The sequence below is a fragment of the Synechococcus sp. Cruz-7E5 genome (assembly GCF_024345995.1).
In the GTDB taxonomy this organism is placed as follows: domain Bacteria; phylum Cyanobacteriota; class Cyanobacteriia; order PCC-6307; family Cyanobiaceae; genus Regnicoccus_A.
Window position 1 is genome coordinate 16751 of sequence record NZ_JAGQCE010000022.1, and the last position, 15012, is coordinate 31762.

Sequence of the window (15012 nt, forward strand, 5' to 3'; positions counted from 1 at the left end):
CCTACCACCGGCGACCCGCCACCGGTGAAGCAGACGGAAGCTGTGGCAAGGCTTTTCAGGGCAAAAGGAGGAGCGACACGTCCCTGGCGAGGGGGGACGGCCGGGGAGCGCCGCCGACTGGCACCATTGGAGAAGAACCGGCCCGATGGGCCCGAACCAAGCAGGGACCCAACGCCTCGGGCCAGGATCTGCGGACCCATGAAAATCCTTCTCACCGGAGTCAGCGGACTCGGCAAGTCGACCCTCGCTCAGCATCTCGTTGGCGAAGGCATCGTTGATGAGCACATCGAAGAAAACTACGCCTGGATTTTCAGCGCTGACCTGCACACAGCTGAAGGCAAGAAGCTTTTGGTGAATCGCTCCATTGAGTGGATCAATGAGCGGGCCAAAAAGCTCCTGTTACCTCAGGCAAGTTTCGTGATGGACCGAGGCCCTGTAGACCTGCTGCATCTCTGGCTGAACTGGAGCCTCGTCCCTGCTGTCACCTGGCAGGAAACCGCCAGCAAGATGCAGATCTTATGCTCCCATCTCGATCTGCTGGTGCTGGTACCGCTGGAATCCAGACGTCCAATCAACTCGATCGAAGCCACCAACGAATCGGGCATGAGTAGACAGTTGACGGGCTATCCAGACCTCTCCAATCAAGCCAAACTGTATGGGCTTGCCTATCAGATTTCTCCTCTGGAGAAAGTTCTCGCCTTACCTCCAACCCCCATCAGCACGAAGCAGCGGGCCGACCTGATCCAGCAGTTTCTGGCCGGCTGCTGATGTTCTGGACCATCCTGAGAACCATCAACAAGCTGTCAGCGATGCCCCAGACACCAGCAAGAGAACAGTTAAAATGTGTGAAACAACGAGCCTCCGGTTCAGGCAACACCAACCAGTGGCAAGGATGACGGGGTGAGAAACGAATCCCAGAGTCACGAAACTCAGAACGACAACAGCACCGTCTTGTTGCTGCTCGTCGGCTACCGAGCTGTCGGCAAAACGGCTCTTTGCCTGCACGCTCTCAACCAAGGCATTCCTCTTTTTTGGAAGCACTGGAAGCAGCGCTTCCTTCAACTCAGAGCCCCTTCTCGCCTGCCAGAGTGGACGATTCCTCCAACTGAGCTGCTGGAGCAGAACAGCTGGTTTTGTGACAACCACCTGCCTTTTCTCTCATCCCTGGAAACTCTCCCCTCCACGCTGCTCCTTCACCTTGATCTGGTCACCCTGATCGAACGCGGCGATGAACTGTGCCCCCACTCCCAGGGCCAGCCCTGGGTCTCACCGCCACGGAGCCTGAGCAGCCTGATCAATGATTCAGACAACGAGCGAGTCTTTCGTCATTTCCTTTCGAACCGCTTCTTCCATCGGTTCGATCACGTGGTGATCAATACCCTGTTGGCCCCACTGGAACGCATCGCCGCGCAGTGGTCAGCAAGGCAACAGCAAGTTCCAGACCGGTCCCAAGCTCTCTATGGAGACCATCGATCGCCGATCTGCCGGGAGATGCACGGCTCCCTCTACCGAAGCTGGCTGGCGGCGGGGATGGGAGCTCTCAAGCCAGACCAGTCGCGGCTGATCCATTTCGAGAGCGGCCGCCTCACGATCAAACGACACCATCCAGGCTGAGCTTCAACGAGAAGTGAAGTGAGAGGATCTCCCCGTGCCGCCTCCCACCCCTGCTACCCCACCGTTCGCCTGAGCCGGCTATCCCTTGAGCCCGACGAGCCCGACGCATCTTCCTGCCGACATCCGCCTGATTCACCACGGGATCGGCAAACTGCGCCTGTTGGTTCGGTTGAGCCGCCTGAAACGATTGCTCGATGATCACAGTTTCTGGGCAGTAGGACGAAGCCCTCAACAATTGGGTCAGATGCTGCTTGGCAGCCAGGCCGTGGTCAGCGTCTGGTGTGGTCAGCGCCTGGTCGGGTTCGGCAGGGCCACCAGCGATGGGATCTACCGGGCGGTGCTCTGGGATGTGGTCGTGGACAGCCAGCTCCAGGGTCTGGGCATCGGTCGCCTGGTGGTGGAGGCCTTGCTCGAGTTCCCTGCCGTGGCCCGAGCCGAACGGATCTATCTGATGACGACCAACAGCGAAGGCTTCTACGAGAAACTGGGCTTCGGGCACGTGCTGGAGCAAAGGCTGATGCTGCGTGAGGGGATCACTGACTCCGACACCGGGCACCGCTCTGTTCCAGGGGGTCATGGCTGAAACCACCACCAGCCCGTTAGCGCCCCTGAGGGTACGCGTGGCACTGCCGCACCACTTCCGAGAAACCCCCGAGGGCACGGGCTATGGATCCGGCCGCTCCGGCGCCCGCTTCAGCCGCTGCCTGGCCCTGGCTCGCTGCCTGCACGCACTGGTGCAACTGGAGCGATCCTGCACCGATCAGGTGCTGCACATCGGCGACCGCTGCCTGGACACGACCGAACCGCTCCGGCAAGGGGATCACCCCCTGCCGGCCATTCAGCTGGAGATCCACCTGTTCACCAGCGGCGAGAACCAGCTCGATGAAGTGGTGGACCTCTTCCGGGACCGCCTTGAGCTGCATCGGCTCGACCTGGAGGATCCGCGTCAGCTCCCCCTTGCCGCCAGGGACTTCCTGATCGCCGCCACACCCAGCGCCGACCTGAGCCTCTACCTCGAAGACGATCTGGTCCTGAGTGACCCGCTCTTCCTCGACAAGCAGGCGTGGTTCCTGCGCGGCTGCGGGGGCAAGGCGGTGCTGATGCCCCACCGTCATGAACTGATCCCCGGGGGTCACGGACAGCGTCTGCTGGTGGATGGCCCGCTGCGGGAGGGCTTCATCCGGCGCTTCACCCAACCCCAGCTGGATGCTGGCCGGGGGCGCTTCTGGGACGGCCAGGAGATCCACTTCGATCGCACAGCCAATCCCCACTCGGGGCTTTTTTGTCTGAACGCAGCACAGACTGAGCGACTGCGCCAGCTGAAGCTTCCAAGGGAAGGCTTTGTGGGCCCTCTGGAGACAGCAGCCACGTTCACGGTGCTGCCCCACTTCGCGGTGATGAAACCGAGTTTCGCCCAGCGCAATTTCCTCTGGGTGGAGCATGGGCATCCATCCTTCAGCCATTACAGCAAAAAACTGCCCCGACGAACGAGCGAAGAATCAAGCGGATGAAGAGATTCGAACTCTCGACCCTCTCCTTGGCAAGGAGATGCTCTACCACTGAGCTACATCCGCAGCCGTGGGGCTGGGCACCGGCTGTCGCCGGCCCAGCCAGCATGCACCACGCAGGGGGCACCGGTCAATCAGTCGGGCCCTGCCTGAGCCTGGCCCTAAGGTGCCTGAGCCAAGGAGATCAGTTCCACTGTGTCGAGCGAGCAGCCCAGTCAGGATGCGAGCTCCGCCGCAAACTCCCCAGTCAGTCAGCGCCAGGCTTTCCCCGCGCTGATGGCCCAGCTCCGGCGCCATAACCTGCTCATCCCCCTGATCCGTGCGGAGGAAGTGGCGAAAGCGGTTGGTGACCAGGCGATCACGGCCGAGGAACTGGGCTCGGCCCTGTCGGCGTATCGGCAGCGGCATCAGCTCGAAAGCCAGCAGGACCTGGAGGCCCATCTGCGCCGTCTGGCCCTCACCCCAGCCGACTTTCAGTGGCAGCTCTCACTGCCGATCCGGATCCGCAAACACAGCCACGAGCAGTTTGCCCACAAGGCGGAGGCGCGCTTCCTCAAACGCAAGAATGAGCTCGACCGCGTCGTCTACAGCCTGCTGCGTCTCAAGGATGGTGCGCTGGCCCGAGAGCTGTATCTGCGCATTGCCGGCGGTGAGGCCGATTTTTCCGAGCTGGCCGCCCGTTACAGCGAAGGCCCTGAGCAAAGCACCAAAGGGGTGATCGGACCCGTCTCGCTCACCCAGTCGCACCCGGCACTGGCCGAGCGGCTGCGCACCATGCCCCTGGGCGAACTGATCGAGCCCTTCCAACTGATGGACTGGTGGCTGGTGGTGCGGGTTGAGCGCTTCTTTCCGGCAAGCTTTGATGCGGCCATGGCCGAGCGGATGGAGAAGGAACTGTTTGAGCAAGGGATTGAGGAGAAAGTGCAGGCTAGGATCCATCAAATGACTTCTGGCAACACCGGTACGGGGCCCGGATGACCTCATCGGCACGCGCGGTTGTCCTGGACCATCCAGCCTTTGAAGGCCTCAGCCCCGCGGGTTTGCGCAGCGCCGAGGCTCAGGGGAGCACCGAACACTTCGGGATCGGCCAGTCGCTGTGCGACTCCGGCGTCCTTCCCCAGAGGGTCCTCCTGATCCTCGAGGGAGAAGCCAGGTTGCTGGGCAAGAGCGGCGGACGCCTGGTGACGCTGCACAAACTGGGTCCTGGCTCCTTCGTGGGGCTGGCTTCGTTGCTGTGTGCAGCCCCCTGTGAATACGTCACGGCCAGTACCGATCTGACGGCCGTGGCGTTGTCCGATCGCCAGATCCTGGAGTTCTGGCGATCGGAACCGTCCTTCCGCCACTGGGCGGAGACGACCCTGTTTCCGGCCGAGATCGCCGCTCTGCTGGCGAGGCTTCTGGCGGGGAGTCCCAGGCCGGCCGGAGACCTGCTCGAGTTGCTGCCCGAGGCCCTGCGGCAGGCCAGAACCGTGGCCGCCACGGGGGGCACGCCCGGTCCGGTGGAATCCGGCCATGCGCTGTATCTGGCCAGCGGCAACGCTGAAGGCCTGGCCAGCGGCAGCCCAATGGCCCCCGATCAACCGCTGCCTTCGGCCCAGCCGCCCTTGCCCCTGCGGCTGATCAGCCTGCCGGCTGATCTGTGCGAAGCACCGGCCAGCGTTGCCTCGGCAGCCAGCAGCGAGGCTGAGATCCAACCTCCTGCGGCCGCCGCGGTACGGGCCCAGCGAACCCTGGCCACCAGCCTCGACCTGGGGCAGGAGGATCCCTCCCGCAGCCTGCGGCTGGTGCGAGCCCAGGGCGTGCTCGAGGAAACCCTGGCCTGCTTCCAGATGCTGGCCCAGACGTTACGGATGCCGTTCCGCCGCGACTCGGTCGACAAGGTGGTGCGCGATGCCCTGCGCCGGGGTCAGACTCCCAACCTGCAGCTGTTCGGCCAGCTGGCCGCCAGCATGGGGTTGCACGTAGCCGGCGCGAAGGTGCCGGCTGCGATGGGAACGCGGCTCCACACCCCAGCTCTGATCCCCTGGAAGGGGGGGCTGGCCCTGGCCGTATCCAGCCATTCAGGCGGCCTTCGGCTGGCCAGTCCGCGCGATGGCTGGCTGACGCTCCCACCGAAACAACTGGAGGAGCACTTCCCAGACGGGATCGAACTGATCCTCTGCGAGCGCAGCGACACAACACCAGGGCAGACATTCAATTTCAGCTGGTTCCTGCCCGCCCTGAAGCGCCATCGCGGTGTGCTGATTCAGGTGCTGGTGGCCTCCTTCGTGGTGCAGCTGTTCACGCTGGCCAATCCCCTGCTGATCCAGGTGATCATCGACAAGGTGATCCGCCAGCGCAGCCTCGACACCCTGCAGGTGCTCGGCATCGGCCTGGTGGTGCTCACCCTGGTGGAAGGGGTGCTCACCAGCCTGCGCACCTTCCTGTTCACCGAAACCACCAACCGGATCGACACACGCCTCGGCGCCGAGGTGATCGATCACCTGCTGCGCCTGCCTCTGGGGTACTTCGACCGGCGGCCGGTGGGCGAGCTGGGCACCCGCATCGGCGAACTGGAGAAGATCCGCAATTTCCTCACCGGCCAGGCCCTCACCACGGTGCTCGATGCCGCCTTCTCGGTGATCTACATCGCCGTGATGCTGATCTACAGCTGGGTGCTCACGATCGTGGCCCTGGCTGTGGTGCCGATCCAGGTGGCGATCACCCTGCTGGGGGCGCCCCTGTTCCGGCGGCAGTTCCGCCAGGCGGCCGAGGCCAATGCTGCAACCCAGAGCCATCTGGTGGAGGTGCTCACGGGCATCCAGACGGTGAAGGCCCAGAACGTGGAGATGGTCAGCCGCTGGAAGTGGCAGGAGCGCTACGGCACCTATATCAGCCGCTCCTTCGAGAAAATGATCACGGGCACGGCGCTCACCCAGACCAGCCAGGTGCTCCAGAAGATCTCCCAGCTGCTGGTGCTCTGGGTGGGGGCAACGCTGGTGCTTCGCGGTGAACTCACCCTGGGCCAGCTGATCGCCTTCCGGATCCTCAGCGGCTATGTCACCCAGCCCCTGCTGCGGCTCTCCACCATCTGGCAGAACATCCAGGAGTTGAAGGTCTCCTTCGAGCGCCTGGCCGATGTGGTGGACACCCCGGAGGAATCCGACAGCGCCGACCAGGCCAAGATCCCCCTGCCGCCGATCGAAGGGGCCGTGCGCTTCGACGACGTGAGCTTCCGCTTCAGCGTCAGCGCCCCTGAGGTGCTCAAGAACGTGCGCCTGGAGGTGCCGGCCGGTACCTTCGTGGGCATCGTGGGCCAGAGCGGCAGCGGCAAGAGCACCCTGATGAAGCTGCTGCCCCGGCTCTACAAACCCAGCCAGGGAAAGATCCTGATCGATGGCACCGACATCGACAAGGTGGAGCTTTACTCCCTGCGCCGCCAGATCGGCATCGTGCCCCAGGATCCGCTGCTGTTCTCCGGAACCGTGTCGGAGAACATCGCCCTCACCGATCCCGACTGCAGCAGTGAGACGATCGTGAAGGCAGCCAGGATCGCCGCCGCTCACGATTTCATCATGGAGCTGCCCCTGGGGTACAGCACCAACGTGGGCGAGCGGGGATCCACCCTCAGTGGCGGCCAGCGCCAACGGCTCGCCATCGCCCGCACCCTGCTGAGCAACCCCCGTCTGCTGGTGATGGACGAAGCCACCAGCGCCCTCGACTACGAGACGGAGCGCCTCGTCTGCGACAACCTGCGCGAGTCGCTGCAGCACTGCACGGTCTTCTTCATCACCCACCGCCTGAGCACCGTCCGCCAGGCCGACGTGATCGTGATGATGCACCAGGGTGCCATCGTCGAAAGCGGCACCCATGACCAGCTGATGGCGCTCAAAGGCCGCTACTACGCTCTTTATCGTCAGCAGGAGGCGGGCTGATGGCACCGCGCCTGCTCCAGAAACCCTCCGATGCCCCTGGCCGCCAGCCCTCTTCCCTGGAAGAGAGCTTTGGTGAAGGCCACCATTCTGAAGTGCTTCAGCCCTCGCTCACCTGGGCGCGGGCGATCACCTGGAGCCTGATCGGCACCACGGCCTTTGCCCTGGGCTGGCTGGCCCTGGCCCAGACCGAACAGATCGTGGTGGCCCCCGGCAAGCTCGAGCCGGTGGGCACGGTCAAGGAAGTGCAGGTGCCCGTGGGCGGTGTGGTGCAGCAGGTGCTGGTCAAGGAGGGGGAACAGGTCGACAAGGGGCAGGTGTTGATCCGGCTCGACACCGAAGCCAGCGCCGACCGCCAGCGCAGCGTGCGCCAGACCATCCAGCTCAAAGAGGAGCAGCTCCGTCTCAAGAATCAGGAACTGGAGCGCTACTACCAGCTCAACAGCACCGAGCAACGCCTGCTGGCGGCCCAGGTCCGCCTGCAGCAGGACATCCTCAAGCGGCTGGAAACCCTGGAGCAGGAAGGGGCCAGCGCCGAACTGCAGGTGCTGCAGCAGCGCAACCGCACGCAGGAAGTGCAGGGCCAGCTGGAGCAGAGCGCCGGTGAGCGACTGCGGCAGGAGGCGATCCTGAACCAGGAGATTCAGCAGTTGCGCAGCGAACTGTCCGACCTGCGCAGCAACCTCACGGAACTGAACGTGAACCTGCGTTATCAGGAGATCCGCTCCCCCGTCAACGGCATCGTGTTCGAGCTCAAATCCAAGGCCGCCGGCTTCGTGGCCCAGGGCAGCGAGCCCGTGCTGAAGGTGGTGCCCTTCGACAAGCTGGAGGCTAGGGTGAAGATCAGCAGCAGCGAGATCGGCTTCGTGAGCGTGGGCAAGCCGGCCGACATCAGCATCGACTCCTTCCCCGCCAGCGACTTCGGCGTCCTGGAAGGCACCGTGCGCCAGATCGGCTCCGACGCCCTGCCCCCCGAGCCGGAGGACCCGACAGGCACCGGCTACCGCTTCCCGGCCAGCATCCAGCTCAGCAGCCAGCAGCTGCGCCTCAAGACCGGTCAGCAGCTACCGCTGCAGGTCGGCATGTCGCTGACCGCCAACATCAAACTGCGCAAGGTGAGCTACCTGCAGCTCATGTTGGGAACCTTCCGCGAGAAGGCCGACGCCCTGCGCACCCTATGAGCAAGTTGCCAGGGAGAGAGGTGCTAAAGTGTTTCTCAGTGTGTCCCAAGTTTCCTGGCGTGAGCCTGTCAGGGAAGCTTCACACACACGATTGAGCTAAGATTTGGCATGCCAGACTGTGTTCGGTTCCTAGGCTGAACACCTCAGCTTGCATCGCCGTCCGTCAGCCGTAACCTTGAGCTGCACGTGTTAGGCGAACTGACACACCCCTGTTGATCCCATCAATGGCTTTCTCCGCTTCCGTTCTCGGTTCGTCGAACCCGGACTTTCTGACTTTCCAGACCCCCAATCTTGGCGGCACCTCTCTGTTGATGGAGGGCTTCCAGGGAGACGACACTCTTGAGTCGAGCGTTGACCTGGATGGAGCCTCCATCACCGGCGGCCAGGGCAACGACTCAATTTTCATTGATGAGCAAAACGGCGAACAGTTCAGCGTCCTGAACTCCACCGTCAAAGGTGGTGACGGCGCCGACTCACTCAACATCGGCTGGTTCTACGGATTCGTTACCGACTGGGTGAGCAACTTCACCAACATGAACAGCGGCAATGATTCAATCGTTGCTTCCACCGAAACCATCTCGGACAGCACCTTCCAGGGTGGGCAAGGCGATGATACCATCTATCTCTTCACAGAACTTGCCCAAAACGGCAACCTGATTGGCGGCAACCTCGGCAATGATTCTATTGTTCTGGTAACTGATAACAATGTAGATCCCGGCATCGTTGACACCACAGTCAACGGTGGCCAAGGCCAAGACACCATCACCACCTATTATGAGGATGTTTCCAACTCCATCTTCAGCGGTGATCTCGGCAACGATTCCATCCACTTGTACTATACAGATACATCTGACGTCACTGTCAGGGGTGGAGACGGAGCTGATACCATCAACTCCTACTATCAATACGATGACGGCAATGATGCCCTCTTCATCAACGGCAATGCTGGCAATGACAGCATTTACTTCTATTACATTGACACCGTTGATTCAACCGTCCAAGGCGGTCAAGGCGACGACACCGTCGTTGTAGGTTATTACGACTTCGAAGATAACGTTGTCAACGGCAACCTCGGCAACGACAGTATTTACGTCTATGACGCCTATGTTGATGGCAGCACCTTCTTCGGCGGCCAAGGCCAAGACACCATTGACCTTTACTATGCCTACACCGACGATGGCAAAGCCACCGTTTCTGGCAACATCGGCGCCGACCTGCTGATCGGCGGTGAAGATGCCGACATCAGCTTCTTCTACCGTTATGGCGACACCGAGGTGAACGCCAGTGGTGCTGGCCGCGACACCATCGAATACTTCGATGGTGGCGACAACATCTCCGTTGTTGGCGGCGTCGGCAGCCTGGCCATCCTCAACACCACGTCACTGAATAACTTCATCACTGAAGCTGCTGGCTCCCTCAACTCCGGTGCCGCCTTCCAGTGGTACGACGATCTCGTTGACTCCACCTACGTCTTCATCTCTGACGGCAGTGGATCTCTCAACAGTGCTGATGTCCTGGTCCAAGTCCTCGACACGGAGAAGGTTGATGCTCCTTATGTCTTCGAGCTTGACGATGGCAAACTCGTCCTCGTCTGATTCCATCTTTGCTACGGTGTAGCTGAATCTAAATTCGGCTACACCATCAAGGCCCGCTCTGCGGGCCTTTTTATTGCTTAGAACTAACAAGAAGCGCAATCAGAAGAACTATGGCTATGGTCGACTGCTCGGCTGATCATCACAGCTTGCCACGCATGGCTTCAGAGTTAAGCTAGAGGAGCACGTGTTAGGCGAACTGACACACCCCTGTTGATCCCATCAATGGCTTTCTCCGCTTCCGTTCTCGGTTCGTCGAACCCGGACTTTCTGACTTTCCAGACCCCCAATCTTGGCGGCACCTCTCTGTTGATGGAGGGCTTCCAGGGAGACGACACTCTTGAGTCGAGCGTTGACCTGGATGGAGCCTCCATCACCGGCGGCCAGGGCAACGACTCAATTTTCATTGATGAGCAAAACGGCGAACAGTTCAGCGTCCTGAACTCCACCGTCAAAGGTGGTGACGGCGCCGACTCACTCAACATCGGCTGGTTCTACGGATTCGTTACCGACTGGGTGAGCAATTTCACCAACATGAACAGCGGCAATGATTCAATCGTTGCTTCCACCGAAACCATCTCGGACAGCACCTTCCAGGGCGGGCAGGGCGACGATACAATTTATCTTTATACAGAACTTGCCCAGAACGGTAACCTGATTGGGGGTAACCTCGGCAATGACTCTATTTGGTTGGATTCTGCCGACAACGTAGACCCCGGCATCGTTGACACCACTGTCAACGGCGGCCAAGGTGATGACACTATCTTGACCTACTATGAGGATGGTGTTTCCAACTCCATCTTCAGCGGTGATCTCGGCAACGATTCCATCTATTTGTACTATACCGATACATCTGACGTCACTGTCAGGGGTGGAGACGGAGCTGATACCATCAACTCTTGGTATCAATACGATGACGGCAATGATGCCCTATTCATCAACGGCAATGCTGGCAACGACAGCATTTACTTCTATGACATTGACACCGTTGATTCAACCGTCCAAGGCGGCCAAGGCGACGACACCATCATCGTAGAGAATTACGACTTCTACGATAACGTTGTCAACGGCAACCTCGGCAACGACAGTATTTACGTCTATGACACCTATGTTGATGGCAGCACTTTCTTCGGCGGCCAAGGGCAAGACACCATTGACCTTAGCTATGGCCTCACCCGTGATGGCAATGCCACAGTTTCAGGCAACATCGGCGCCGACCTGCTGATCGGCTATGAATTTGCCGACATCAGCTTCTTCTACCGTTATGGCGACACCGAGGTGAATGCCAGTGGTGCCGGACGCGACACCATCGAATACTTCGATGGTGGCGACAACATCTCCGTTGTTGGCGGTGTCGGCAGCCTGGCCATCCTCAACACCACGTCACTGAATAACTTCATCACTGAAGCTGCTGGCTCCCTCAACTCCGGTGCCGCTTTCCAATGGTACGACGATCTCGTTGACTCCACCTACGTCTTCATCTCTGACGGCAGTGGATCTCTCAACAGTGCTGATGTCCTGGTCCAGGTCCTCGACTCTGAGAAGGTTGATGCTCCTTATGTCTTCGAGCTTGACGATGGCAAACTCGTCCTCGTCTGATTCCATCTTTGCTTCGGTGTAGCTGAATCTCAATTCGGCTACACCATCAAGGCCCGCTCTGCGGGCCTTTTTTTTTGGCTCAAATGCCTAGATGTGTTCAGGCCAAGGCAGATCGTCTCAGCTGCTCAACAAGCGTTGCCATGCCCTCAGGCTGGAGGGGATGGACAGGGAGTCCGGCATCGGGGCCCATCCGGTTGGACAGCCTGAAAGTGCCTCCTGTTTCCGTTCCTCCAGCCGCTCTGCCAGAATCACCTCCAGCTTGTGGGCTTCCTGCTCAGGTTCGCCATCAAGATCAATCTGGCAGCGGCTTCGGGATTGCATCATCGCTGTGGCGGGGCCTTCGGCCAGGGCCAGCGGTGCGGCACATGCCGCAGCCTCCACCACACTCCAACTCATCACGTAGGGGCGGGTGAACGAACAGTGCAGGTCACTTCGCTGCAACAACCGACGGTACTGCGGATAGTTCAGAAGGCCGCTGAAGTGAATGCGAGTGAGATCCACATCACCCCGCCCGGCCAGCTCAGCCAGCATGGTCTTTCTCCAGGATCCTCCATGCCCAGGAGACTTATAACTGTAGGCAGCACGATCCTGCCCAGCGATCACCACCTTCAGCTCGGGAAACGAGCCGAGCAACCTGGGCAGCATGCGCATGAACTGGGGAAAACCCCTCAAGGGCTCCATGCCTCGGGTGGCATAGGTGAGAATCAGATCCTGAGGGTCAAGGATGGCCGTGGAGCCAGACTCAAAGCCCGGCAGTTCAAGAACCTGCTGCCGAACGCTCAGATCAGGTGAGAAAAAAGTCAGATCAATGCCATCAAAGATCACCTGGAGCTTGTCTTGAAACTCCATAGGAAATTGACTCTTCTGCCACTCCGTTGGCACGACTGCAACATCACAGCTCGATAATTCACTGAGAATTGGCAGATTTCGAAGATTGGTGGCAAGCTGTAAATCAAAACTGAATTTCGGTACCAGATAACGGCTGGTGGATGGAGTGAAGTACCACTCGAAGTAACCAATACACTTGGCGTTGGGGAACAGATCCTTCACGAACAATCCAAGGCCATTGCCGGCGTGATAGATGATCACATCGGGCCTGAACCCCCCTTGCATCATGTCGTGGAGTGCCCGTGTGACCGCCTGCCCTGTGAGCACGGCCAATTCCGTAGGCTTGAGATAATGGTGAGCATCAGGGCGAACAGCGCGTGGAAGCTTATAGGTAACCACCTCAACACCATCCATTGACCACTTATTTGGATAGTCTTCCTTGGTCAGAAAGAACACATTACCCTTCTTTCTCTGTCCGGCTGCAAAGGCAAGATTTCGGAACTGGGCCGGATAGTTGGCATGAATAAAAAGCAGATTCATCTCTGGCAGCCGCTACCCTTGGCGGATCGTCCTAGCGGTATGAATCTACTCGTCGTCCATCACGGCTTCCCCGGTCAGTACACCCACCTGATCAAGCTCCTGTGCCGTGAGGGCGGCCACAGGATTGTTGGCCTCGGTCTTCGCCAGAAACCAACAGGAATCCCTGCCGAGGTGCGCTACGTCCCCTACCAGTTGCGACGCGGCAACACCAAGGGCATTCATGGCCTGGTCCGTGAGACCGAAACCAAGGTGATCCGGGCTCAGCCCTGCGCGGAGCAGGCCCTGCGACTGAGGCAGGCCGGATTCATGCCCGACCTGATCTGCGCACACCCGGGCTGGGGGGAAAGTCTGTTCCTCAAGGATATCTGGCCCAATGTGCCGATGCTGACCTATCAAGAGTTCTTTTACAACAGCAGCGGTTCTGATGTCGACTTTGATCCGGAGTTCAAGCAGGACCATAGCTGGGAGTATGCCGCGACGATTCGAATGAAAAGCGCAAATGTGCTGATGAGTCTGGAAGCCAGCGACTGGTGCCTCACACCTACTCAGTTTCAGTACAACAGCTATCCAGAACATTGGCGCGCTCGAATCAGCATCATCCACGACGGCATCGACACGGAGCAGGCCGTTCCTCTGACCGATCCAGCTCCTCTGACACTACCGGGCGGAATCACTCTGCAGCCCGGAACTCCGCTAGTGACCTTCGTGAACCGGACGTTGGAGCCCTACCGAGGTTGCCACACATTCCTGCGCGCCATCCCACAGCTGCAGCAACTGATGCCGGAGGCAAGAGTGGTGATTGTTGGCCGGACAGAGGGAGTAAGCTATGGCTCGGCCTGCCCCACAGGAGAATGGAAAGACAGATTTCTATCCGAGATTGAAGGGCATTACGATGCCTCAAAGATTCACTTTGTTGGTCACTTGCCCTATGCCAGCTATCTGCATCTCCTCCAGCTCAGTCGCTGTCATGTCTATCTCACCTACCCGTTCGTGCTCAGCTGGAGCCTGCTGGAAGCCATGAGTGCGGGCTGCGCCGTTGTGGGCTCAGCCACGGCACCTGTGCAGGAGGTGGTGCAGGATGGAGTCAACGGATTGCTCGTCGATTTCTTCCGCCCCAATGATCTCGCCACAGCCATGGCTGAACTGCTCGCCCATCCCGAGCGGGGCCAGTTACTTGGGCGAGAGGCCCGACGCACTGTTGTGGAGAGATACAGCTTGGCCCGCTGTCTTCCGCGCCAGCGGGCCCTGCTGGAACTGGTCTCCAGCCGTACTCTCAACGCCGGAGGCCTATAGCCTTGGCTGAATCTGCACCGCTTTTCCAAGGCAAGATCTTCTTGATCGGCTTCAACAAGTGCGGAACAACTTCGCTCCACTCATTCTTTGAACGAAACTCCATTTCATCTGTCCACTGGGGACACAATCGACTAGCCGTTCAGATTTATAAGAACAAGCACCTCAACCAACCTCTGCTCACTGGAATTGATCAGTACACAGCCTACTCTGATATGGAGGCCGTCATCGGACAGGGCAGCCATCCCCGGCTACTCCTGTTCGCCCATCGAGAGTACAAGCTCTTGGATCAACACTATGGCAACTCCCTATTCATTCTCAACACCAGAGATCAGAATGACTGGATCCGATCACGGCTGAAGCACGCCAATGGGGCCTACGCGCAGGTCTATCTGCAGAAACTACGAATCATGACCGGAAATCCAGCGATAACCATGGAACAGATGGTCAATTACTGGAAACGTGAATGGAACCATCATCACCATGAAACCAGCCTTCATTTCAAAGACTGCAACCGCTTCCTCACCTTCCACATCCACTCAGATCCCCCCTCCCTGCTGAGCTCGTTTCTGCTCGGCCACGGAGTGCCGATCAAGGATCCCACCATCCCGCACGATCGGGCCATTGGAAAGATCGTCAGCTCCAAGAAGGCCCACCCCTGATCTTCACCTGCTCAACCCGGCCCTGCCATGCTCCAGGACTTCTGGATCATGTGGCCGGCACGTGAGAAAATATCAGGATCGTAGCCTTCGGCATCGATTCCACTGGCAAAGTCTGTTCGGAAAGCTGCGCAAGGCCAGCACTTCGTGTAAGTGGGGACTCCTGAAAAAGGCTGATCCATTGCGGCGCAGCTTGTTTCAGCAATCAAGAGTCGATAAACTGGCCTTGATCAGGGCAATCAACGATTGCTACAACTGCTGAAAGCCGCAGATGTACCGGAAGCACCATA

13 protein-coding genes and 1 tRNA gene are annotated in these 15012 nt (G+C 59.5%); 11 read left to right on the plus strand and 3 right to left on the minus strand.

Annotation, left to right across the window (positions count from 1 at the left end; translation table 11 throughout):
* The first annotated feature begins 198 nt into the window (after positions 1–198).
* Positions 199–768, plus strand: coding sequence for an AAA family ATPase (locus KBY77_RS15760; RefSeq protein ID WP_255106557.1), 570 nt, complete (start codon positions 199–201; stop codon positions 766–768).
* A gap of 24 nt (positions 769–792) precedes the next feature.
* Here KBY77_RS15760 and KBY77_RS15765 read toward each other — a convergent pair whose 3' ends face one another.
* Complete coding sequence (locus tag KBY77_RS15765) at positions 793–1062, minus strand: hypothetical protein (RefSeq protein ID WP_255106560.1); 270 nt, start codon at positions 1060–1062, stop codon at positions 793–795.
* Between the two features lie 429 nt (positions 1063–1491).
* Between KBY77_RS15765 and KBY77_RS15770 the strand changes: the two genes are divergently transcribed.
* From KBY77_RS15770 to KBY77_RS15780, 3 genes are all read left to right on the plus strand, one after another.
* Entirely contained in the window at positions 1492–1614 is a 123-nt protein-coding gene (locus KBY77_RS15770; protein WP_255106562.1) for a hypothetical protein, read from the plus strand.
* A gap of 244 nt (positions 1615–1858) precedes the next feature.
* Positions 1859–2197: a GNAT family N-acetyltransferase gene (locus tag KBY77_RS15775; RefSeq protein WP_399213079.1), complete on the plus strand. Its 339-nt coding sequence runs from the start codon at positions 1859–1861 to the stop codon at positions 2195–2197.
* Entirely contained in the window at positions 2190–3125 is a 936-nt protein-coding gene (locus tag KBY77_RS15780) for a hypothetical protein (protein ID WP_255106565.1), read from the plus strand. The genes KBY77_RS15775 and KBY77_RS15780 overlap by 8 nt, the downstream gene beginning before the upstream one ends.
* Here the strand turns inward: KBY77_RS15780 and KBY77_RS15785 are convergent.
* A tRNA-Gly gene (locus tag KBY77_RS15785) sits at positions 3117–3188 on the minus strand. The genes KBY77_RS15780 and KBY77_RS15785 overlap by 9 nt on opposite strands.
* A gap of 210 nt (positions 3189–3398) precedes the next feature.
* Here KBY77_RS15785 and KBY77_RS15790 point away from each other — a divergent pair.
* The 5 genes from KBY77_RS15790 to KBY77_RS15810 all read left to right on the plus strand — a co-directional run bounded on the left by KBY77_RS15790 (position 3399) and on the right by KBY77_RS15810 (position 11405).
* Positions 3399–4100 (plus strand): peptidylprolyl isomerase, encoded by a 702-nt coding sequence (locus KBY77_RS15790; RefSeq protein ID WP_255106568.1) that lies wholly within the window; start codon positions 3399–3401, stop codon positions 4098–4100.
* Positions 4097–7036: a peptidase domain-containing ABC transporter gene (locus tag KBY77_RS15795; protein WP_255106570.1), complete on the plus strand. Its 2940-nt coding sequence runs from the start codon at positions 4097–4099 to the stop codon at positions 7034–7036. Before KBY77_RS15790 ends, KBY77_RS15795 begins: the two co-directional genes overlap by 4 nt.
* Complete coding sequence (locus KBY77_RS15800) at positions 7036–8214, plus strand: HlyD family secretion protein (RefSeq protein WP_255106573.1); 1179 nt, start codon at positions 7036–7038, stop codon at positions 8212–8214. The genes KBY77_RS15795 and KBY77_RS15800 overlap by 1 nt, the downstream gene beginning before the upstream one ends.
* A 224-nt stretch (positions 8215–8438) precedes the next feature.
* Positions 8439–9809 (plus strand): calcium-binding protein, encoded by a 1371-nt coding sequence (locus KBY77_RS15805; protein WP_255106575.1) that lies wholly within the window; start codon positions 8439–8441, stop codon positions 9807–9809.
* A gap of 222 nt (positions 9810–10031) precedes the next feature.
* On the plus strand, positions 10032–11405 hold the full coding sequence (locus KBY77_RS15810) for a calcium-binding protein (RefSeq protein ID WP_255106577.1): 1374 nt from the start codon (positions 10032–10034) through the stop codon (positions 11403–11405).
* Between the two features lie 117 nt (positions 11406–11522).
* On the opposite strand, the gene KBY77_RS15815 is transcribed toward KBY77_RS15810, so the two are convergent.
* Positions 11523–12773 (minus strand): hypothetical protein, encoded by a 1251-nt coding sequence (locus tag KBY77_RS15815; protein WP_255106579.1) that lies wholly within the window; start codon positions 12771–12773, stop codon positions 11523–11525.
* On the opposite strand from KBY77_RS15815, the gene KBY77_RS15820 reads away from it, so the two are divergent.
* Together KBY77_RS15820 and KBY77_RS15825 are read left to right on the plus strand one after the other, a co-directional pair.
* Positions 12753–14066, plus strand: a complete 1314-nt coding sequence (locus tag KBY77_RS15820; RefSeq protein ID WP_255106581.1) for a glycosyltransferase family 4 protein — start codon at positions 12753–12755, stop codon at positions 14064–14066. The two genes, KBY77_RS15815 and KBY77_RS15820, sit on opposite strands and share 21 nt — an antisense overlap.
* Positions 14067–14068: 2 nt before the next feature.
* Positions 14069–14725, plus strand: coding sequence for a sulfotransferase (locus tag KBY77_RS15825; protein WP_255106582.1), 657 nt, complete (start codon positions 14069–14071; stop codon positions 14723–14725).
* Positions 14726–15012 lie beyond the last annotated feature (287 nt).

Bases quoted from the DNA above. Each gene is read 5' to 3' on its own strand.
- KBY77_RS15760 (WP_255106557.1), top strand. From the start codon at position 199: ATGAAAATCCTTCTCACCGGAGTCAGCGGACTCGGCAAGTCGACCCTC.
- KBY77_RS15770 (WP_255106562.1), top strand. From the start codon at position 1,492: ATGCACGGCTCCCTCTACCGAAGCTGGCTGGCGGCGGGGATGGGAGCT.
- KBY77_RS15775 (WP_399213079.1), top strand. From the start codon at position 1,859: ATGCTGCTTGGCAGCCAGGCCGTGGTCAGCGTCTGGTGTGGTCAGCGC.
- KBY77_RS15780 (WP_255106565.1), top strand. From the start codon at position 2,190: ATGGCTGAAACCACCACCAGCCCGTTAGCGCCCCTGAGGGTACGCGTG.
- KBY77_RS15790 (WP_255106568.1), top strand. From the start codon at position 3,399: ATGGCCCAGCTCCGGCGCCATAACCTGCTCATCCCCCTGATCCGTGCG.
- KBY77_RS15795 (WP_255106570.1), top strand. From the start codon at position 4,097: ATGACCTCATCGGCACGCGCGGTTGTCCTGGACCATCCAGCCTTTGAA.
- KBY77_RS15800 (WP_255106573.1), top strand. From the start codon at position 7,036: ATGGCACCGCGCCTGCTCCAGAAACCCTCCGATGCCCCTGGCCGCCAG.
- KBY77_RS15805 (WP_255106575.1), top strand. From the start codon at position 8,439: ATGGCTTTCTCCGCTTCCGTTCTCGGTTCGTCGAACCCGGACTTTCTG.
- KBY77_RS15810 (WP_255106577.1), top strand. From the start codon at position 10,032: ATGGCTTTCTCCGCTTCCGTTCTCGGTTCGTCGAACCCGGACTTTCTG.
- KBY77_RS15820 (WP_255106581.1), top strand. From the start codon at position 12,753: ATGAATAAAAAGCAGATTCATCTCTGGCAGCCGCTACCCTTGGCGGAT.
- KBY77_RS15815 (WP_255106579.1), bottom strand. From the start codon at position 12,773: ATGAATCTGCTTTTTATTCATGCCAACTATCCGGCCCAGTTCCGAAAT.